Source organism: Plesiomonas sp. (genome assembly GCF_051650925.1).
Taxonomy (GTDB): Bacteria; Pseudomonadota; Gammaproteobacteria; order Enterobacterales; family CAMTGL01; genus Plesiomonas.
In genome coordinates this window covers 1-20705 of sequence record NZ_JBOFRH010000147.1, presented here as the reverse complement: position 1 = coordinate 20705, position 20705 = coordinate 1, and the positions used below count along the sequence as shown (strand labels likewise).

The window sequence follows — 20705 nt, the reverse complement described above, 5'->3', positions numbered from 1 at the left end:
CCCTTTCTCAGCCGCCAACTCTACGGCAAAATGCAGATAACTCTCTTCATCCGGCCGACCGGTACGGATCAGCTCAAGGTAATAACGGTCGGGGAAATAGGTTTGATAAAACGCAACACACTCATCCACTAAGACCTGATTATCACGCAGCAGTGATTTTCCCACATCCCCCTGACGGGCACCGGATAGCAGGATCAGACCTTCGTTTAAATCAACCAGCCAGTCACGATCAATCACAGGGCTATTTTGCACATAACCACGCTGGTATGCCTGTGAGATCAGTAACGTCAGATTTTGATAGCCCGTATTATTGGCCGCAAGCACAGTAAGCTCGCTGAGCTCATCCCCAAGCAGTGGGTTATGCAGTAAAAAATCAGCACCAATAATTGGCTTTACACCCGCCCCGTGTGCCGCGCCATAAAATTTCACAAGGCCACACAGGTTGGTAAAATCGGTAATACCCAGTGCCGGCATATTCAGTGCGGCAGCTTTTTTCACTAACGGGACTGTTTTAGACAACCCGTCAATCATGGAGTAATCACTGTGAACCCGTAAATGGACAAAGCGGGGTTGCGCCATCAGGAAACACTCCTTGCGGAAATTTTGAAAAATACAGAGGGATCAAAACAAACTAACAGCACCAACACCGGCAAAAGGCACAAACAGGTAACGTTAAATCGCCTTTACAAGCCCAACACCCGCTTTACCGGCGCAAAACTGCGCCGGTACTCATCGGTAGCACCATGTTCAGAAAGTAACCGCAAATGTTCTGCGGTAGGGTATCCCTTATGCTGGGCAAAACCATACTGCGGATAACGCAGATCTAATGCCTGCATTTCACGATCTCGGGTTACTTTAGCCAAAATAGAAGCGGCACTGATCTCGGCGACCTTGCTATCCCCTTTCACCACCGCATGCGCCGGCATCGGCAGGTGTGGGCAGCGGTTGCCATCAATCAGTACACAATCAGGCTGAATAGATAGCCCGGCCACGGCACGCTGCATCGCCAGCATAGTGGCATGCAAAATATTCAGCTCATCAATTTCATGCGGTTCAGCTCGGCCTAAACTCCATGCCAGCGCTTTTTCTATTATTTCATCGTACAGCGCTAAGCGTTTCTTTTCAGAGAGTTTTTTCGAATCGGCCAAGCCTACAATTGGTTTTTGGGGATCAAGAATAACAGCGGCAGTTACCACTGCGCCCACCAAAGGGCCGCGCCCAACTTCATCAACACCGGCAATCAAATCCGCTTTTGGATAAACAAAGAGATCAGTCATTTTTATTCACTAACGCTAAAACTGCATTGGCTGCCTGCTGATCAGCATCGCAACGGATAGTCTGATGAAACTCACGGAACATCCGCTTGAGACAACGGTTATCTTGTGACAACAACATGCCCAATTTGGCGGTTAAACGTTCAACCGTGCAATCTTCCTGAATCAGCTCCGGCACAATTTTTTTACCAGCCAATAAATTAGGCAATGACACAAACTCGGTCTTCACCATTTTTTTAGCCAACCAATAAGTCAGCGGTTTGACCCGATACGCCACAACCATCGGCGATTTTGCCAACATACACTCTAGCGCTGCCGTTCCTGATGCCAGCAAAGTGGCATCGGCCGCCGTCATCGCATCACGTGCTTGCCCGTCGAGCAGCGTCAGGGTTAAGTCGGGGGCGATTTCAGCTTTTAATGCCAAAAACTGCTCACGTCTTTTGCGGTTTACCAGTGGCACTAAAATCTGCAAATCAGGCCGTAACGCTTGTAAACGCTGAGCCGTCTGCAAAAACGGCTCAGCCAGCATTTCGATTTCACTGCCACGGCTGCCCGGTAAAATAGCCAACACTGATGCCGCAGGGTCAAGACCCAATACGGCACGCGCGGCACTCTTATCCGGATCAAGTGGCATTGAATCGGCCATGGTATGGCCAATAAATTGACAAGGAACATTAAAGCGATCGTAAAAGGCTTTCTCAAACGGTAAAAATGCCAATACCAAATCGGTGGCTTTCGCAATTTTAAATATCCGATTTTGTCGCCATGCCCAGACCGACGGGCTGACATAATGCACGGTCTTAATACCACGCTGCTTGAGTTTTAACTCAAGGCCAATATTAAAATCAGGGGCATCAATGCCAACAAAGACATCGGGCTGCAACTGAGTAAACTTCTCAATCAGGCTATGCCGGATCTTCAACAACCGTGGCAAGTGTTTGAGCACTTCAACCAGCCCCATGATGGCCAGTTCTTCCATATCAAACCAGCTTTCACAGCCTTCCGCTTGCATACGCGGGCCAGCAATACCGACAAAACGTGCCTCAGGGTGTTGCTGACGCAACGCCCTGATTAATCCAGCACCCAAAATATCGCCCGAGGTCTCCCCCGCAACAATACCAATGACCAAAGGTTGGGTGTCCGGTAACGATCTCTGCTCTAAATCCATAACAACTTATCGGATAATTCCACGGGTAGAGTTGGCTAAAAATGCCACAAAAATCTGTACTTCAGGATGAGCTTCCGCCAGTACCGCTAACTCAGGACGCACTTCATCCATTGTTTTACCACTGCGGAATACCAGCTTATAGGCGTTGCGAATGGCATGCAGTACCGGTTTTTCAAAACCGCGGCGTTTTAGCCCTTCAATATTCACCCCAAACGGTGAGGCGTGATTACCCTGTGCCATCACAAACGGAGGAACATCTTGCACCACAATTGAACCACCGCCGAGCATCACATGCGGCCCAATACGGCAGAACTGATGTATCGCCGACATGCCGCCGACAATCGCAAAATCACCCACCTCTACGTGCCCAGCTAAGGTCGCATTATTGGCAAAAATGCAGCTGTTACCGACCACACAGTCGTGCGCAATATGCGCATTGATCATCAGCAGGTTATCATTACCGATACGGGTGACACCGGTGTCTTGCACTGTACCACGGTGGATAGTCACGCTCTCTCGGATCACGTTACGATCACCAATTTCAGTGCGTGTTGGCTCACCGTGGTATTTTTTGTCCTGATTGGCCTCGCCAACAGATGCAAACTGATAAATCTGGTTATCACGGCCAATACGGGTATGCCCATTTACCACAACATGGGATTTCAACACCGTACCTTCGCCGATTTCAACATTCGCACCCACACAGCAGAACGGGCCGATATGTACGCCCGCACCGATCACCGCACCCGCTTCAACAAGTGATGATGGGTGAATGAAGGCAGTTTCATGGATCATGTGTTTACACCTCGCGACGAGCACACATTAAATCAGCTTCACAGACCACATCGCCATCAACTTTGACAACGCCAGTGAAACGCGCAATACCACGACGCTCTTTAATAAATTTAACCTCAAAGATCATCTGATCGCCGGGTGATACCGGGCGCTTAAAGCGCGCACGATCAATGGCAGCAAAATAGTACAACTCATTGCCATTTGGCTTACCAAAGGTTTTAAATGCCAAAATACCAGTAGCTTGTGCCATCGCTTCAAGGATGAGAACACCTGGAAATATTGGTTTTTGCGGAAAATGGCCCTGGAAAAAAGGCTCATTAAATGACACGTTTTTTAACGCGTGCAGATAATCACCCTCTTTATAATCCAGCACACGGTCTATCAACAAAAACGGATAGCGGTGTGGCAACAGATCAATAATTTCTTCGATGCATAACGAGTTAGCTTGAGTCGTCAAGATGTTGTTCCTGTTTCTTGTCAGTCTTGAGCGGGTATGTACACACGCGGGCAAAAATACGTGCTTGTCATATGAATAATACGGCCTGCAACAAGGCAGGCCGTCTATCAATGACGCAAAACCGCAAGTACAAGCAGTTTTTTAGGAGGTAACGAAAAGTGATATCTATTCGTTATCTTTCCCCAATTTCCGCTCTACCGTTTTGAGACGTTTGTGCATCTCATCAATGTTCATCACTAAAGCGGCAGTTTTACGCCACGCTTTATTAGTTTGCAGAGGAACACCAGACGAGTACATACCCGGTTCACTAATGGGGCGCATCACCATACCCATACCGGTAACAGTGACTTTATCGCAGATTTCCATGTGACCATTAATCACGCTGGCACCACCAATCATACAATGACGGCCAATTTTCAGGCTGCCCGCCATAATAACACCGCCAGCAACGGCGGTATTTTCACCAATTACTACATTATGAGCAATCTGGCATAGATTATCTATGATAGCACCGTCTTCAATAATGGTGTCTTCTAATGCACCGCGATCGATACATGTACATGCACCGATTTCGACACGATCACCAATACGGACACTACCGAGTTGCGGGATCTTGATCCAACGGCCACGATCATTGGCATAACCAAACCCATCAGCACCAATAACAGTACCAGACTGAATAAGGCAGTGTGCACCAATCGTTACACGATGATAAACAGAGACGTTGGCCCACAAGCGGCTGCCTGCGCCAATCTGCGTCTCTTTACCGACAAAGCAACCTGCACCGATCACGACACCGTCACCCAGGACCACGCCTGACTCTATCACCGCATTTGCGCCAACAGATACATTCTGCCCTAACTGCACGTCATCAGCGATCACGGCACTTGGCGCAATATCCTGCGCCGGCTGCGGAGTGGTATCCATATATTGGGCTAACAGTGCGTAAGCCAAATAGGGGTTTGCCACAACTAAGGCGTTAGTTTTACAAAATGGTACATCGTCTGCGGTTAAAACAACAGCGCTAGCTGCACACTGTTCTAAATGCGGGCGATATTTACTGTTCGATAGAAACGTGATTTGACCAGCTTGTGCACGCTCAAGGCTTGCAATACTGGAGATGACCGTTTCGCCATCTCCGTGTACTTGCGCGCCTAAGTGCTCAGCCAGATCCGTAAGACGGTGTCCTGACATTACTTATTGCCTACCATTTTGACGACTTGGGAAGAAATATCCATATCTGGGCGTGCAAAGACAACCGCATTGGTGTCGATAACTGCACTATAACCTTCCTTACTCGCGATAGTTTTTACTGCATCTTGTACCTGACGCAGGATCTTATTACGCTCTTCAGCCTGACGACGACGGCTATCCTCTTCCAGTGCACGGCCTTTCAGATTGAAATCAGCCTGCATCTGTGCCAAATCACGCTCTGCTTTAGTGCGGTCGCTGTTTGACATGGTGCTGCCATCACGCTGGAGTTTCTCCATGCGATCACGGATACGCTTTTCAAGCGATTGCAGCTCAGAGGCACGGCCTTTGAACTCAGACTCAAGCTGACGAGCTACTTTCTCGCGCTGTGGCAATTGCTGAAAAACACCAGCAACATCAACAACCGCGATTTTCTGTTCTGCTGCATTTACAGCGGTACTTGATGCAATCAGTGCCAGACCTACGCCAGCTGCTTTTAACCACTTTTTCACCGTTGTCTCCTTACTTTTTTTATTTTGATAGTTTTGCTATCAGAATGTTCTGCCGATATTGAACTGGAATTGTTCAACTCGATCACCTTCATATTTCTTATACGGTTGTGCGTATGAGAATACAAGCGGGCCAAGCGGTGACATCCACTGAAGTGCGATGCCTGCTGACATACGAATACGGCTAGGGTCACCATAATCGCCAAGATATTGCGAATCAACCACAGTCTGACCATTCAACACGGCTGAACTGTCTTTCCAGTGAGTATCCCAGACGGTACCCGCATCCATAAAGACTGAGGTACGGATTGAGTTTTGATACTTTTCGCTCACAAACGGTGTTGGCACAATCAGCTCAACACTGGCTGTTGCCATGGCATTACCACCCACCGAGTCTTCTGAACCAGTGAACTGGCAAGTTTCAGAACGAGGGTCACAACGCTCTTCAGTACCTGGTTTGTACAGATATACTGCCTTCGGCCCGATAGTATTAGAGCGGAAGCCACGCACGGTACTAAAACCACCGGCATAGAAGTTTTCATAGAACGGCAGCACTTTATCGCCGTATCCGTCAGCAAAACCTAAACGGGAACGGCCAAGCAGTACCCATTCACGCTCTTGATCGAGCGGATAGTAGCCAGCAACATCAAAGTTCAACTTATAGAACTGGTTATCTGAGCCCGGCGTAGTGATCTTACCGTTAAAGTTTACCCGCATACCTTTGGTCGGGAAGTAACCACGGTCTAGGTTGTTGTAGCTCCAACCGGCTTTAAACTGGAAATCGTTTGATGAGAGTGTATCGCCATCAAAATCATCCATAGAGTTTAAATACGGCAGCATGTTTACAGTACGGGTAATATTAGAGATATCATTGTGTACAAAGCCTAAACCCGTTTGCAGGCTGTTGTATTCATTGATAGGGAAACCCAATGTACCGTCAACGCCATAGCTACGGTTGTTATACTCAGACAAGCTATAGTTTTCATCGGCTTTAAAATCGCTGTAGAAAATACGGCCACCCAGACTCACACCATCTTTAGTGAAATACGGGTTGGTATATTCAAACGCGGCATTGGTTTCGTAATCATTACGAACAGCATTTATCCCAATACTGTCACCGGTGCCCAAGAAGTTATCTTGCTGCACACCCACTTGGAAGCTGATACCGCTCTCAGTACCGTAACCAATACCAAAGTTTAGGTTACCGGTATTACGCTCTTTTACCTTGTACACCACATCAACCTGATCTGGGCTACCCGGTACACGCACGGTTTCGGTATCAACGGTTTCAAAGTAACCTAAACGGTTAAGGCGCTCTTTACCGGTTTCAACTTGGTTACTGGCTAACCATGAGCCTTCCATCTGGCGCATTTCACGGCGCAGTACGGCATCTTTGGTAATGTCATTGCCTTCAAAGCGAATGCGGCGCACGTAAAAGCGCTCGCCTGGGTCAACGTTCATCACCAGTTTTACGGTCTGGTTTTGTTCGTCAATTTCAGGCACCGTCATCACTTTCGGGTAGGCATAACCGTAACGGCCCAGCAGAGATTTTACATCCTCTTCCATGCGCGTCACTTTGGTGCCGTTATACAGCTCACCGGGTTCAATCTTGACCAGTTGATCCAACGCGGTGGCATGGCCAGCCATATTGCCCATTAGACGTACATTTTCCAGCTTATATTGCTTGCCTTCATTGACGTTAATGGTGATATAGATACCCTTTTTATCAGGGCTCAAGCTGACTTGCGTTGAGTCAATTTTAAATTTGGCATAGCCGTGATCGCGGTAGTAAGTCTGTAAAGTTTCAAGATCACCCGCCAGCTTTTGCTTTTGGTATTTACGATCACCGACCAGATTCCACCACGGCACTTCATCACGTAATGAGAACTGTGATAACAGCGTTTCGGTTGCGAATGCTTTATTACCTACAATGTTGATTTGCTGAATGTTGGAAGAGACACCTTCGGTAAACACCAGCTTTAAATCAACGCGGTTACGCGGCAGCGGGGTTACCACTGCTTTTACACTCGCGCTGTATTTCCCAACGCTATAGTAAAAATCTTCTAGACCTTTCTCGATAGAGGATAAGGTTGTACGGTCAAGCGCTTCACCGACACGAATGCCTGAAGATTCAAGATTTTGCTTAAGTGCATCCTCTTTAATCGCTTTGTTACCTGAGAAAGTGACACTCGCAATAGTTGGGCGCTCTTTAACCTGCACCAACAGCGTATTGCCATCACGCAGCACTTTGACATCCTCAAAGTTGCCGGTGGCAAATAACGCACGAATAACCTGTGAGACTTCACTATCGTCAACAGGATCACCCACTCGAACCGGAATGCTGAGCAGAGCAGCACCTTTAGCTACACGTTGTAGCCCTTCGAATTGAATGTCTTTAACAACAAATTGGTCAGCACCGTAAGCGGTGGCGCTGCTGAAAAGCAGCGACGCAAGAAGCAGTTTTTTCATCGCCATCTTTATTATGCGTTCTTCCTAATTACCCCGCTTACAGGCGGGAAAAATCGTTGAATAGCGCAACGCCCATCAACAACACCAATAATACTGTACCGAAACGGAAACTGTACTCCTGTACTTTTTCCGATAGCGGTTTTCCTGTCAACCCTTCAATGGCAAGGAACAATAAGTGCCCGCCATCAAGCACTGGCAGTGGGAATAAGTTAATAATTCCCAGATTCACGCTGATTAACGCTAAAAAGCCCAGATAAAAGACAAAACCAAAATCAGCGGTCATCCCTGCGCCTTTGGCAATCGAAATCGGGCCACTTAAGCTCTTAATCCCAACATCACCGGTAAACAGCTTACCTAGCATATCAAGGGTCAGTGTGGATAACTGCATGGTTTTTTGTGTTGCTTTTACTACGCTGTCTATAATACCGAATTGCCGTACAAAACTGTACTCTGGTGGTAAAGGTAACACTTTTGGTGCAACTCCGGCATACCCGACGGATTTTCCATCGGCCATTTCATGGGTTTGCGGCGTAAGTGTCAGGGTCTGTGTTTGACCAGCCCGCTCCACAGTTAGTGATAACGCTTTATCTGGGCTCTCTTGTACGGCTTTGACAAATTCAGACCACTGAGTCAGAGGCTGACCATTGATTGCCGTAATGCGATCACCGAGTACTAATCCAGCCTGTTCAGCCGCTGAACCTGCACCAACAGAGGTCACGATTGGGAGTACATCAGGCCCTTTGGGAATAATGCCAAGTGCGCCAAATGCAGTCTCTTTGTCTGGCTCAAAATGCCATCCATCAAGCTGCAAGGCTTTGTTTTGCACAATTTGCGTACCAAACTGACTGACATCTACCTGTGCTTGTTTATCACCTATCAGTGAAACTAACGCAAGATTGACTGACTCCCAGTCAGGTGTTTCGATACCGGCAATTGATTTTAGTTCCATTCCCGCAGTAATTCCGGAACGAGCCGCAATGGAATTGGGCGTAACCTGTCCGACGACAGGGTGAACACTCGGTATACCGACTAAAAAGACAATCCAGTAAGCAAAAATGGCAAACAAGAAGTTGGCGACAGGGCCGGCGGCAACCACCGCAGCACGTTGCCAGACAGGTTTAGTATTAAAGGCTTGATGGCGTAGTGCTTCAGGTACAGGAGCGACCCGTTCATCAAGCATTTTTACGTAACCACCGAGCGGGATAAGAGAGAGTGAGAACTCAGTTCCCTGCTTATCTACGGTTTGCCACAGCACTTTCCCAAAGCCCAGTGAGAAACGTTCAACTTTGATCCCACAGCGGCGCGCAACCCAGAAATGCCCAAATTCGTGTACCGAAATTAAAATACCAATCGCCAGTAAAAACGTCAGTAAATTCCAAAGAGCGCCTGTCATGCATCTATCCTTGTTATGATACGGTACGGTGACACTTAAAAGACTAACAGTAGCAGACAAGCAAATACAGGTATTGCTGCTGTCAGGCTGTCAATTCGGTCAAGTACCCCACCATGACCTGGCATAATCTGCCCACTGTCTTTCACACCGGCTTCACGCTTAAACATGCTTTCGGTTAAATCCCCCAGTACCGAAACGGCCACAGCAATAATGGAGCTGATAATCAAGCTGTGTGTACTGGCTTGCAAAGGGGAGTAGTGATCAAAAATAACCGCAATCAATGCAGATGTGGCTAACCCGCCAATAACGCCTTCCCACGTTTTCCCCGGAGAGACTTTCGGTGCCAATTTATGCTTTCCGAATGTTTTCCCTGAAAAATAGGCTCCTGAATCAGCGCCCCAGATAAGGAACAAGACGTACAAGATCCAGACTGCACCAAAATGGCTATCAATGCTGTAGGCATACATGCGTAATACGATCAGCCCCCAAAAAAATGGGACTAATGTCAGTAAGCCGAACAGGACTTTTAAGCGTTTTGCGTTATGCCACCAGCGGGCAGAAGCGGGATACCCCAATACCATGCCGAGTGCCAATAACCACCAGACAGGGGCTATCATCAGAACTGATTTAACGAACGGGTTCTCAAGCAGCAGTGAGGCATCTTGCACCGGTATCGCCCACAGTGATGCGCCTAAACCCACACCGCAAATAACCGAAATAGCCACACGTACAGGCTTACTCTCAAACCCGGCCAGCAATGCCCATTCCCATGCAGCTAGCATGCACAATGCCAGCGCCAATACCGCAAAGTAATCCGGCGATAATTTAAATAAACCGGCAATGACCAGTGGAACTAAGATCAATGCGGTAATAATGCGTTGTTTGAGCAATGAAACCTCCTAAGCTTTACTTATCCGCCGTTGCTCAACGGCTGTCGTCGCCAGTGCCACCAAAGCGTCTGTCACGACAGACAAAGGATAAAACAGCACGATCAAACTCTTGTTCATCAAAATCTGGCCACAATACCTCAGAGAAATAGAACTCTGCGTAGGCAATTTGCCACAACAAAAAGTTGCTGATTCTATGTTCACCACTGGTTCGAATGACCAAGTCGACAGGGGGTTGATCCCCCATGCACATCTTTTCCCCTAACAAGGTTTCATCGATCTCGTTGACTTCAATTGCCCCTTCTTGCACTTGCATTGCGACATGACGGGCCGCTTGCACGATATCCCAACGACCACCGTAGTTAGCCGCAATATTTAACACTAAACCGGTATTTTGCGCTGTCAGTGCCTCGACATGGGCTATGCGCTCTTGTAAGCGTGCGCTAAAACGTGAAATATCGCCAATGATGCGCAGCCGGATATTGTTCTTATGTAAGCTTTTGGCTTCATTATTGAGTGCGCGCATAAATAATTCCATGAGCGCAGAAACTTCTTGTTCAGGGCGACGCCAGTTTTCACTGCTAAATGCGTACAAGGTCAAGGATTTTATCTTCTGGCGAGCAGCATAACTCACCGAACGGCGCACCGCTTTTACGCCCGCCTTGTGCCCAAAGATCCGCATTTTTCCCTGTTGTTTGGCCCAACGACCGTTGCCGTCCATAATAATGGCCACATGCTGCGGCATCAGATCGGCCGGAAACTCATGAGGTTGTTGCTCTGCCATAACGGTCCGTTTTATTCCTATCAAGATGGTCTGACACGGGTGATATGTTGTGGATGCCGTATCAGGCACTTGCAATCAAATCAGGCTAGATCGTAAAAAAGCCGTGCTAACACACGGCCTTACGGAATCTGTTGCATTTGCTTACCGGCATTTACACTCTGTTTTATGCACTTGCGATGCTGTAATAAATGGCATGAAAACACGGTATAAAGGCTGGCGTACTATACCACTTCACTGATCACTGAACAAACTTGCCACGCTCACTCAGCCTCTGCGGGCAATTATTTGTGATGCACACACTCTTGCTTGCTGATCTATGCTTAATACTTCATCAACAGAACGTGGCTCTGGCAGTGAGAGTTGTTCTACCACCTGACGATTCACCTGAGCAATGGCGGTAAACGGTAATTGCCGCTGTAAAAAGGCTTCAACACTGATCTCATTTGCCGCATTTAGGGCGGTTGTTGCCATTTGTCCTGCATCACAAGCCTCAATAGCCAGTTGTAAACAGGGATAGCGCTGCATATCTGGCAACTCAAAATTCAGTGCCGAAAGTGCAGAAAAGTCGAGCGGAGCAACACCGGTAGAGATACGCTCAGGGTAAGCCATGCAGTGGCCAATCGGTGTGCGCATATCCGGATTGCCCATTTGTGCAATCACGCTACCATCAGAAAAACGGACCATGGAGTGGATGATTGACTGCGGATGCACTATCACTTCCATCTGCGCGGCACTGGCATTGAACAACCATCGCGCTTCGATGTATTCAAGGCCTTTATTCATCATGGTGGCAGAGTCTACCGAGATTTTTCGCCCCATAGACCAGTTCGGGTGTGCACAGGCTTGTTCCGGTGTGATGTGGGCAAAATCTGCCAACGCGAGAGTCCGAAATGGGCCACCAGACCCCGTCAAAATAATATTTTCAACACCGGCTTCCTGTAAATCACAGTGACCAATATTTTGCTGTACGGTCTGCGGTAAGCACTGGAAAATGGCATTGTGCTCACTGTCTACTGGTAGTAACTCCGCACCACAGCGTTGAACCTCTTGCAAAAACAAGCGCCCACATGTTACCAGTGACTCTTTATTCGCCAGCAAAATACGCTTTCCAGCACGAATGGCAGACAGCGTTGGCAGTAAACCAGAAGCGCCGACAATCGCGGCCATCACCTGATCGGCTTCCGGCATACCTGCCAGCGTACACACGCCTTCGTCACCTTCAAGTACCTCGGTATTGCTCCCGTGTTCTTGCAATAGCTGGCGCAAACGCCGTGCGGCGACAAGATCAGACATTGCAGCAAAACGGGGATGAAACGTCAGGCATTGCGCAGCCATCAGCTCAACATTGCGTCCGGCAGCCAGCGCAAATACGTCAAATTTTTCAGGGTTTTGTTCTACAACAGCCAGTGTATTGACACCGATAGAACCGGTTGAACCGAGTATAGTCAGTTTCATCATGATGTTTTACTCATTGGTAACACCGAAGGCTGTAACATTATCTGGATACATGAGAGGGAAGATGTACAGCAGGGTTTATAATGCAAAATGCAAAAGCGCCGCCAAAGCGACGCTTTTTATTGTCTGAATGATTAGAAATCCATCAGCTCTTTTTCTTTTTCTGCCAGCGCTTCGTCAACTTTCTTCACCATCACATCAGTGATCTTCTGAATGTCGTCTTGTGAGCGGCGCTCGTCATCTTCGCTGATCTCTTTATCTTTGAGCAACGCTTTTGCTTTTTCGTTGGCATCACGGCGCACGTTACGTACTGATACGCGGCCCTGCTCGGCTTCACCGCGCACAACTTTGATCAGGTCTTTACGACGCTCTTCAGTCAGTGCCGGTAGCGGAACACGGATAGTTGCGCCAGCAGAGCTTGGGTTCAGACCCAAATCTGATGTCAGGATAGCTTTTTCAACGGCTGCGCTGATAGAGCGATCAAAGACGGTAATAGCCAGAGTACGTGAGTCTTCTGCAACCACGTTGGCCAGTTGACGCAGCGGCGTTGCTGCACCGTAGTAATCAACGGTGATCCCGTCCAGCAGATTTGGATGTGCACGACCGGTACGGATTTTAGAAATATGACTTTTGAATGCTTCTACGCACTTTTCCATACGGATTTGTGCATCTTGCTTGATGGCGTTAATCACGATGTAACCCTTCAATTCGATTTGATGAATATGCGTTAAGATACCGCGCTTTGCCCTTGTGAGGCAAAAATTACCGCAAATATTACTGGGTAATGATTACTGGGCAGTGATTATTGACTAATGATAGTACCTTCGCGTTCACCCATCACCACTCGGCGCAATGCACCCGGTTTATTCATGTTAAACACACGAATTGGCATGTTGTGATCACGGGCCAGTGTAAAGGCGGCTAAATCCATCACTTTCAGTTCACTTTCCAGTACTTCCTGATACGTCAAGGTATCATACAAAACGGCATCTGGATTTTTTGCCGGATCATCGTTAAATACGCCGTCAACTTTAGTGGCTTTCAGTACCACATCCGCTTCAATTTCGATCCCGCGCAAACAGGCAGCAGAGTCGGTAGTAAAGAACGGATTGCCAGTACCTGCAGAGAAGATGACAACACGGCCATTACGCAGCAAGCTGATAGCTTCTGCCCAGCTGTAGTTATCACACACACCATTAAGTGGAATGGCTGACATCAGGCGGGTATTAACATATGCACGGTGCAGTGCATCACGCATTGCTAGACCGTTCATTACTGTCGCCAGCATGCCCATGTGATCACCCACCACACGGTTCATGCCTGCTTTTGCCAGACCCGCACCACGGAATAAGTTACCACCACCGATAACCACGCCAACCTGTACACCGAGTTCTACCAGCTCTTTAATCTCTTGTGCCATACGGTCAAGAACACTTGGGTCAATACCAAACCCTTCAGAGCCTTGGAGTGCTTCACCACTCAGTTTCAAAAGAATACGTTGATATGCCGGTTTTGCATTGGTAGTCATGGTTTTCCTTCCTGGCGCGCAGTGAGTGAATAGCCGGACTGATGATAGGGTAACAGCATGCTATTAAACATCAGCCTGTAGGCAATTATAAGCAGGTAATTAAAACTGAACCGCAGATTTCTGCGGTTCAGTGGGTCTTTCATGTAAAGCAGAAAATTAAGATTGCTTAGTCATTGCTGCAACTTCAGCAGCAAAGTCAGCTTCAACTTTCTCGATACCTTCACCTACTTCAAAACGTACAAAGCTAGTCACGCTTGCACCTTTCTCTTTCAGCAGGTCAGCAACAGACTTAGATGGGTCCATTACGAACGCTTGACCGTACAGAGAAACTTCGCCGGTGAATTTCTTCATACGGCCTTCAACCATTTTCTCAACGATTTCGCGTGGCTTGCCAGACTGCATGCCGATATCAACTTGAATTTCACGCTCGTGAGCAACAACGTCAGCAGGAACGTCTTCTGGCTTCACGTACTCTGGCTTGCTTGCAGCGATGTGCATTGCAACGTGCTTAACCAGCTCTTCATCAGCGCCAGTTGCAGAAACAACAACACCGATCTTAGCACCGTGCAGGTAAGTACCTACAACGTCGCCTTCAACGATAGTTACACGACGAATGTTCATGTTTTCGCCGATTTTAGCAACCAGGTTTGCACGTGCTTCTTCAAACTTAGCTTGCAGAGCAGCCAGGTCAGAAATACGCTCAGCCAGTGCTGCAGTAACAATCTCTTCGCCCAGAGCTTTAAAGCCAGCATCTTTAGCAACGAAATCTGTTTCGCAGTTCAGTTCAACGATAGCGGCAACTTTGTGGTCAGCGCTAACTTTAGCCAGAATGATACCTTCAGCAGCAACACGGCCAGCTTTCTTAGCCGCTTTCGCTTGGCCAGATTTACGCATGTTGTCAATTGCCAGTTCGATATCACCGTTAGCTTCAACCAGTGCTTTCTTACATTCCATCATGCCTGCTGCGGTACGGTCACGCAGTTCTTTGACCAGAGCGGCGGTAATTTCTGCCATCGTATTATCCTCGGTTATCTCGGGGGAGATCATAAAAAACAGGGGCCATTGAGGCCCCTGCTAACCATATCAGTGTAGTATCTGATGTTTACTATCTGGTTAAATAAGGGCTCGATTCGAGCGGGCCTTATTATTCAGCTTCTACGAAGCTTTCTTCTGCCTGAGCAACCAGATCCTGACCGCGACCTTCGCGAACAGAAGCAGCAACAGCAGTCAGGTACAGACTAACAGCGCGGATTGCGTCATCGTTACCTGGGATGATGAAATCAACGCCATCTGGATCAGAGTTGGTATCAACGATAGAGAATACTGGGATACCCAGGTTGTTCGCTTCTTTGATAGCAATGTGCTCGTGATCAGCATCGATAACGAAAATAGCATCAGGCAAACCGCCCATGTCTTTGATACCACCAAGGCTCTTCTCAAGCTTTTCCAGCTCGCGAGTACGCATCAGCGCTTCTTTCTTGGTCAGCTTTTCAAAGGTACCGTCTTGAGACTGAATTTCCAGCTCTTTCAGACGCTTGATGGATTGACGAACGGTTTTCCAGTTAGTCAGCATACCACCTAACCAACGGTGGTTAACATAGAACTGATCACAGCTCAGCGCTGCTTCTTTAACCGCTTCGCTTGCTGCGCGCTTAGTACCAACCATCAGAACCTTACCTTTACGGGAAGCGATCTTGCTCAGCTCAGCCAAAGCTTCGTTGAACATTGGTACAGTTTTCTCAAGGTTGATGATGTGTACTTTGTTACGAGCACCGAAGATGAATGGCTTCATCTTTGGGTTCCAGTAACGGGTCTGGTGACCGAAGTGTGCACCGGCCTTGAGCATGTCGCGCATAGAAACAGTTGCCATGAATCTTTCCTCAGAAATGATTGGGGTTAAGCCTCCACGTATCCCATACAACCGACTCCAGACCCGAAGGCCAGAGCACCCCGGTGTACGGTGCTGATACGTGTGTGATATTTCACATGAGTTCTTTTTGGTTCCGCCATTGATATTCAATAGTCGGATTTCCGGCGCGTTTTATACCATAATTCAACCCACAACTCCAGATTGAATTGCTTTATGTTGAGATTGGTTTTCTCTCTGCCGATGGGCTGTTACCATAGATAAAGACAGTGACTGCCGCGCGATGCGGCTAATTCCAGGAAAATTTTATGGCTATTACCATTAAGACCGCTGACGAAATTGAAAAAATGCGCATTGCCGGCAAGCTCGCCGCGGATGTACTTGAGATGATTGAGCCGCACGTCAAAGCCGGTATCACTACCGGTGAGCTGGATCAAATCTGTCATGACTATATTGTCAATGTGCAGCAGGCTATTCCGGCCCCGCTGAACTATCACGGTTTTCCAAAATCAACCTGTATCTCTATCAATGAGGTAGTTTGCCACGGTATTCCGGGCGATAAAGTCTTAAAAGATGGCGATATTGTGAACTTTGATATTACCGTGATCAAAGACGGTTATCATGGCGATACCTCTAAAATGATCAATGTGGGCAAGCCGAGTATTCTGGGTGAACGCTTGTGCCGTATCACACAAGAGAGCTTGTATTTATCGCTAAAACTGGTCAAACCGGGCATTCGTCTACGTGAAATTGGCAAGGCTATTCAGAAATTTGCCGAAGCAGAAGGCTTCTCAATTGTACGTGAATATTGTGGCCACGGTATCGGTGCACAGTTTCATGAAGAGCCTCAGGTTTTACATTATGACTCTGACGACAGTGGTGTGATTTTGCGTGAAGGCATGACATTCACTATTGAACCTATGGTCAATGCTGGTAAGCGTCAGGTTCGCCTGATGGGTGATGGCTGGACAGTGAAAACCAAAGATCGCAGTTTGTCTGCTCAGTATGAGCACACCATTTTGGTTACTGCTGATGGCTGTGAGATTCTAACTCTGCGTAGCGATGAAACGCTGCCACGCATTCTGCATAACTGATTTTTGTCTACTGACAACACTGTTTGTCGAAATAACCAAAATTAGACTTTACAAAGCCGGTGAATTCCGGCTTTTTTTATATCTGCCCGTATCACCTCAAAGTCTAAGGAAAGCCTGATGCAGCCCTGTTTGCTTGATTTACCGGACGCTGAACTGAGTTTACCTGCACTAAAAGTGCATTTAGAGCAACAAAAGCAACAGATGGCGGCTGATTTTACGGCTGGAGTCTCGGTTGAACAGTTGGTCAAGAACCGGACGTTGTATATTGATCAGTTGCTTGAACGTTTGTGGATTTTCTTTGGCTTCCCTACAGATAAGCACTTAGCTCTGGTTGCTGTGGGAGGATACGGGCGTGGAGAGTTGCACCCGCTGTCAGATATTGATTTGCTAATCCTCAGTGAATTACCGGTTGATGAGGTACTCGCCGCACAAATTGGCCAGTTTATTACCCTATTGTGGGATCTGCGGTTATCAATTGGTCACAGCGTGCGCACGCTGGATGAGTGCATCAGTGAGGGGTTAAATGATCTCACGGTTGCGACTAACTTGCTTGAATCACGCCGATTATGCGGCGATATGCCGCTATTTTCAGGGTTACAACAGCGTATTTTTGCGGATGACTTTTGGCCGTCTCCCGATTTTTTTCGTGCCAAGCAAGCCGAGCAGCGTCAGCGACACGAACGTTACCACGGCACCAGTTACAACCTTGAGCCCGATATCAAAACCAGCCCCGGTGGGTTGCGTGATATTCACACTTTAGGCTGGGTTGCCAGACGACACTTTGGTGCCAGTAATCTTGATGAGATGACCCGTTTTGGTTTTCTGACTCAAGCGGAATACAACGAGTTACAAGAGTGTCAGGATTTTCTCTGGCGAGTGCGTTTTGCGCTGCACCTGAGCCTGACGCGTTACGATAACCGGTTGCTGTTTGAGAGCCAGTTTACTGTGGCACAAATGCTGGGGTATCAAGGAGTGCGTAATCAACCGGTAGAACGGATGATGAAAGATTTCTACCGTACTCTGCACCGTGTACTTGAGCTTAATGAGATGTTGTTACAGCTGTTTGATGAGGCCATTTTATCTCTCAGCGCCAATGAGAAACCACAACCGCTAGATCAGCACTTTCAACTGCGCGGTAGCCGGATTGATCTGCAAGATCCCAATTTGTTTCAGCAGCAACCAGAATCAATTCTCGATCTTTTTTTGCATTTGGCCCGTAATCGCCAGATCAGTGGGATCTACTCAACTACACTGCGACAACTGCGTTTTGCAAGGCGCAATATCAAGGGCTTTTTGTGTGAAAGCCCTGCCGCACGAGCACGTTTTGTCGCGCTATTGGCCCAGCCCGATGCGGTACAACGCGCATTTTTACCTATGCACCAGCACGGTGTACTGGCTGCCTATTTTCCGCAATGGAGCCAGATTGTTGGCCAGATGCAGTTTGATCTGTTTCATGCCTATACGGTGGATGAGCACACTATTCGGGTTCTGCTCAAACTGGAAAGCTTTGCCAATGAAGCGCAGCGCCAACGTCACCCGCTGTGCGTTGAGGTTTTCCCACGCCTCGCCTCGCGTGAGGTGATTTTACTGAGCGCGCTGTTTCACGATATCGCTAAAGGGCGTGGTGGCGATCACTCACTGATCGGGGCCGATGATGCGTATGATTTTTGCCGTCTGCACGGGTATGGTGAGGCCGATTCGCGTTTAGTGTCATGGCTGGTCAAACACCATTTGCTGATGTCTGTCACCGCGCAGCGGCGTGATATTCATGACCCCGATGTGATCCGTACCTTTGCTGGTGAGGTCAAACACGAAGATTACCTCAACTATCTGTTGTGCCTGACAGTGGCAGATATCTGCGCAACCAATGAAACGCTCTGGAACAGCTGGAAGCAGACGCTGTTGCGCGAACTCTACTTTGCAACCGATCGGCAGCTACGGCAAGGGTTGGAGAGTTCGCTGGATATTCGGCTACGAATTCGTCATCACCGTGAGCAGGCTTTGGCACTGCTACGGATTGATCAGGTTGATGAACAGGCGCTTCAGACATTGTGGCAGCGCTGCCGTATCGACTACTTTTTACGCCACACCCCACGCCAAATTGCATGGCACGCCAAAGAGCTGCTACAGCATCCACAAGGGCAACCGTTGGTACTGGTCAGCCGCCATGCCACCCGTGGTGGAACCGAGATTTTTATCTATTGTCCGGATCAGCCACGTCTATTTGCCACCGTAGCCGGTGAGCTGGATCGTAAAAATTTGAGTATCCATGATGCACAGATCATCACCAGCCGCGATGGTTATGCGCTCGACACCTTTGTGGTGCTCGAGCCTGATGGTGCGCCGTTAGCGCCCGATCGCCATGACAGTCTGAAAACTGCGCTCGAAAAGGCACTCAGTGATACCGATGTCAATATCCAACGTGCGCGCCGCGCCTCACCCAAGTTACGCCACTTTAGTGTGCCGACAGAGGTCTCTTTCATTCATACCCGTGGGAATAAACGTACGCTGATGGAGCTGGTTGCACTTGATATGCCGGGGTTACTGGCACAGGTTGGGGCTATTTTTGCCGATGCCGGTATTTCACTGCGCGGGGCAAAAATCACCACCATTGGCGAGCGGGTTGAAGATCTGTTTATCCTTAGTGATCATGAACGTAAAGCGCTTGCCCCCGAAACCTGTGATTATTTGCATGCTCGTTTAACTTCCGAACTCAACCAGACGGAAAAAATGTGATACAAGTATGTAATACACATAGATTAAAGTATTCCACCGACTCAATCAGATAGGACGAGTAATGACCCACTTGCAATCGATTATTGAAGAGGCGTTTGAACGCCGCGCAGAAATTACACCGGCCAATGCCCAACCTGAATTGCGTAGCGCAGTAGACGAAGTAATTGCTCTGCTCGACAGCGGTGAAAAACGGGTTGCTGAAAAAGTAAACGGTGAGTGGATCACTCATCAGTGGCTAAAAAAGGCCGTACTGCTCTCTTTCCGTATCAATGAAAACCAAGTGATTGATGGCGCGGAAACCCGCTACTTCGATAAAGCCCCATTGAAGTTTGCCGAGTATGATCAAGCCCGTTTTGAAAAAGAGGGTATGCGTGTTGTCCCTTCTGCTACGGTACGTAAAGGTGCACACATTGCATCAAATACCGTATTGATGCCTTCTTATGTCAATATCGGTGCGTTTGTTGATGAAGGTACAATGGTTGATACTTGGGCAACCGTCGGCTCTTGTGCGCAAATTGGTAAAAACGTACACCTGTCTGGTGGTGTGGGTATCGGCGGCGTGCTTGAACCGCTGCAAGCGAACCCAACTATCATTGAAGATAACTGCTTTATCGGCGCACGCTCAGAAGTGGTAGAAGGCGTGATTGTTGAGGAAGGCTCAGTGATCTCTATGGGCGTGTTCATCGGCCAAAGCACCCGTATTTATGACCGTGAAACCGGTGAAATCCACTATGGCCGTGTACCGGCAGGTTCAGTGGTCGTCTCAGGTAGCCTGCCATCAAAATGCGGCACATACAGCTTGTATTGTGCGGTCATTGTGAAAAAAGTCGATGCGAAAACCCGTGGCAAAGTGGGCATTAATGCTCTGCTGCGTTCAATTGACGAGTAAGTAAATGACATAACACCAGTGTGCGGTTTATCGCCACTGGTGTTTTTTCCGCTATTCCGCTATTCCGCTATTCCGCTATTCCGCTATTCCGCTATTCAAGCATACTGAACATAGAAACTTTTCCCCGATTAATTTCGCTCGGATCACAGCAAAAAAGCAACATATGCCGCATTCTATTAACCAGACAAGATAAACAACCCATTTTGCTG

Annotated in this window: 19 protein-coding genes; 3 read left to right on the top strand and 16 right to left on the bottom strand. The window is 48.1% G+C overall.

All coding sequences use genetic code 11. The features are described from left to right. The 16 genes from ACRC27_RS03310 to rpsB form a co-directional block, all read right to left on the bottom strand. On the bottom strand, window positions 1-579 hold a 579-nt coding region (locus tag ACRC27_RS03310; RefSeq protein WP_438639185.1), incomplete at its 3' end, for a PHP domain-containing protein. A gap of 104 nt (window positions 580-683) precedes the next feature. After that, window positions 684-1277, bottom strand: a complete 594-nt coding sequence (gene rnhB, locus ACRC27_RS03305; RefSeq protein ID WP_438639184.1) for a ribonuclease HII — start codon at window positions 1275-1277, stop codon at window positions 684-686. Continuing rightward, window positions 1270-2442 carry a lipid-A-disaccharide synthase gene (gene lpxB / locus ACRC27_RS03300; protein WP_438622757.1) on the bottom strand — a complete coding sequence of 391 codons (1173 nt, stop codon included), beginning with the start codon at window positions 2440-2442 and terminating at the stop codon, window positions 1270-1272. Before lpxB ends, rnhB begins: the two co-directional genes overlap by 8 nt. Window positions 2443-2448: 6 nt before the next feature. Further along, window positions 2449-3237, bottom strand: coding sequence for an acyl-ACP--UDP-N-acetylglucosamine O-acyltransferase (lpxA, locus tag ACRC27_RS03295; protein ID WP_438628938.1), 789 nt, complete (start codon window positions 3235-3237; stop codon window positions 2449-2451). Window positions 3238-3241: 4 nt separating this feature from the next. Continuing rightward, window positions 3242-3694: a 3-hydroxyacyl-ACP dehydratase FabZ gene (gene fabZ, locus ACRC27_RS03290; protein ID WP_438622755.1), complete on the bottom strand. Its 453-nt coding sequence runs from the start codon at window positions 3692-3694 to the stop codon at window positions 3242-3244. 165 nt (window positions 3695-3859) lie between these two features. Continuing rightward, complete coding sequence (lpxD, locus tag ACRC27_RS03285) at window positions 3860-4888, bottom strand: UDP-3-O-(3-hydroxymyristoyl)glucosamine N-acyltransferase (RefSeq protein WP_438622754.1); 1029 nt, start codon at window positions 4886-4888, stop codon at window positions 3860-3862. Continuing rightward, entirely contained in the window at window positions 4888-5397 is a 510-nt protein-coding gene (locus tag ACRC27_RS03280) for an OmpH family outer membrane protein (RefSeq protein WP_438622753.1), read from the bottom strand. The genes lpxD and ACRC27_RS03280 overlap by 1 nt, the downstream gene beginning before the upstream one ends. Window positions 5398-5436: 39 nt before the next feature. Next, window positions 5437-7869: an outer membrane protein assembly factor BamA gene (gene bamA, locus ACRC27_RS03275; RefSeq protein ID WP_438622752.1), complete on the bottom strand. Its 2433-nt coding sequence runs from the start codon at window positions 7867-7869 to the stop codon at window positions 5437-5439. A 31-nt stretch (window positions 7870-7900) separates the two neighbouring features. Continuing rightward, window positions 7901-9256 carry a sigma E protease regulator RseP gene (gene rseP / locus ACRC27_RS03270; protein WP_438622751.1) on the bottom strand — a complete coding sequence of 452 codons (1356 nt, stop codon included), beginning with the start codon at window positions 9254-9256 and terminating at the stop codon, window positions 7901-7903. 35 nt (window positions 9257-9291) lie between these two features. Continuing rightward, window positions 9292-10146 (bottom strand): phosphatidate cytidylyltransferase, encoded by an 855-nt coding sequence (cdsA, locus tag ACRC27_RS03265; protein WP_438622750.1) that lies wholly within the window; start codon window positions 10144-10146, stop codon window positions 9292-9294. Window positions 10147-10180: 34 nt separating this feature from the next. Next, complete coding sequence (gene uppS / locus ACRC27_RS03260; protein ID WP_438622749.1) at window positions 10181-10927, bottom strand: polyprenyl diphosphate synthase; 747 nt, start codon at window positions 10925-10927, stop codon at window positions 10181-10183. A gap of 264 nt (window positions 10928-11191) precedes the next feature. Then, entirely contained in the window at window positions 11192-12385 is a 1194-nt protein-coding gene (gene ispC / locus ACRC27_RS03255; RefSeq protein WP_438630625.1) for a 1-deoxy-D-xylulose-5-phosphate reductoisomerase, read from the bottom strand. A gap of 131 nt (window positions 12386-12516) precedes the next feature. Then, window positions 12517-13074 carry a ribosome recycling factor gene (gene frr, locus ACRC27_RS03250; RefSeq protein WP_438622747.1) on the bottom strand — a complete coding sequence of 186 codons (558 nt, stop codon included), beginning with the start codon at window positions 13072-13074 and terminating at the stop codon, window positions 12517-12519. A gap of 110 nt (window positions 13075-13184) precedes the next feature. Beyond that, entirely contained in the window at window positions 13185-13910 is a 726-nt protein-coding gene (gene pyrH / locus ACRC27_RS03245) for a UMP kinase (RefSeq protein ID WP_438622746.1), read from the bottom strand. A gap of 156 nt (window positions 13911-14066) precedes the next feature. Beyond that, the gene (tsf, locus tag ACRC27_RS03240) at window positions 14067-14924 is read right to left on the bottom strand and encodes a translation elongation factor Ts (protein ID WP_438622745.1); all 858 of its coding nucleotides are present in this window, start codon (window positions 14922-14924) and stop codon (window positions 14067-14069) included. 130 nt (window positions 14925-15054) lie between these two features. Next, window positions 15055-15780, bottom strand: coding sequence for a 30S ribosomal protein S2 (gene rpsB, locus ACRC27_RS03235; protein WP_438622744.1), 726 nt, complete (start codon window positions 15778-15780; stop codon window positions 15055-15057). 305 nt (window positions 15781-16085) lie between these two features. Here rpsB and map point away from each other — a divergent pair, with 305 nt between their 5' ends. From map to dapD, 3 genes are all read left to right on the top strand, one after another. Further along, window positions 16086-16871 (top strand): type I methionyl aminopeptidase, encoded by a 786-nt coding sequence (gene map / locus ACRC27_RS03230; RefSeq protein ID WP_438622743.1) that lies wholly within the window; start codon window positions 16086-16088, stop codon window positions 16869-16871. Between the two features lie 117 nt (window positions 16872-16988). Beyond that, window positions 16989-19607, top strand: a complete 2619-nt coding sequence (glnD, locus tag ACRC27_RS03225) for a bifunctional uridylyltransferase/uridylyl-removing protein GlnD (protein ID WP_438639183.1) — start codon at window positions 16989-16991, stop codon at window positions 19605-19607. Window positions 19608-19668: 61 nt separating this feature from the next. Continuing rightward, complete coding sequence (gene dapD, locus ACRC27_RS03220; protein WP_438622741.1) at window positions 19669-20496, top strand: 2,3,4,5-tetrahydropyridine-2,6-dicarboxylate N-succinyltransferase; 828 nt, start codon at window positions 19669-19671, stop codon at window positions 20494-20496. Window positions 20497-20705: the final 209 nt, after the last annotated feature.

Bases quoted from the DNA above. Each gene is read 5' to 3' on its own strand.
- rnhB (WP_438639184.1), bottom strand. From the start codon at position 1,277: ATGACTGATCTCTTTGTTTATCCAAAAGCGGATTTGATTGCCGGTGTT.
- lpxB (WP_438622757.1), bottom strand. From the start codon at position 2,442: ATGGATTTAGAGCAGAGATCGTTACCGGACACCCAACCTTTGGTCATT.
- lpxA (WP_438628938.1), bottom strand. From the start codon at position 3,237: ATGATCCATGAAACTGCCTTCATTCACCCATCATCACTTGTTGAAGCG.
- lpxD (WP_438622754.1), bottom strand. From the start codon at position 4,888: ATGTCAGGACACCGTCTTACGGATCTGGCTGAGCACTTAGGCGCGCAA.
- bamA (WP_438622752.1), bottom strand. From the start codon at position 7,869: ATGGCGATGAAAAAACTGCTTCTTGCGTCGCTGCTTTTCAGCAGCGCC.
- rseP (WP_438622751.1), bottom strand. From the start codon at position 9,256: ATGACAGGCGCTCTTTGGAATTTACTGACGTTTTTACTGGCGATTGGT.
- uppS (WP_438622749.1), bottom strand. From the start codon at position 10,927: ATGGCAGAGCAACAACCTCATGAGTTTCCGGCCGATCTGATGCCGCAG.
- ispC (WP_438630625.1), bottom strand. From the start codon at position 12,385: ATGATGAAACTGACTATACTCGGTTCAACCGGTTCTATCGGTGTCAAT.
- pyrH (WP_438622746.1), bottom strand. From the start codon at position 13,910: ATGACTACCAATGCAAAACCGGCATATCAACGTATTCTTTTGAAACTG.
- tsf (WP_438622745.1), bottom strand. From the start codon at position 14,924: ATGGCAGAAATTACCGCCGCTCTGGTCAAAGAACTGCGTGACCGTACC.
- rpsB (WP_438622744.1), bottom strand. From the start codon at position 15,780: ATGGCAACTGTTTCTATGCGCGACATGCTCAAGGCCGGTGCACACTTC.
- map (WP_438622743.1), top strand. From the start codon at position 16,086: ATGGCTATTACCATTAAGACCGCTGACGAAATTGAAAAAATGCGCATT.
- glnD (WP_438639183.1), top strand. From the start codon at position 16,989: ATGCAGCCCTGTTTGCTTGATTTACCGGACGCTGAACTGAGTTTACCT.
- dapD (WP_438622741.1), top strand. From the start codon at position 19,669: ATGACCCACTTGCAATCGATTATTGAAGAGGCGTTTGAACGCCGCGCA.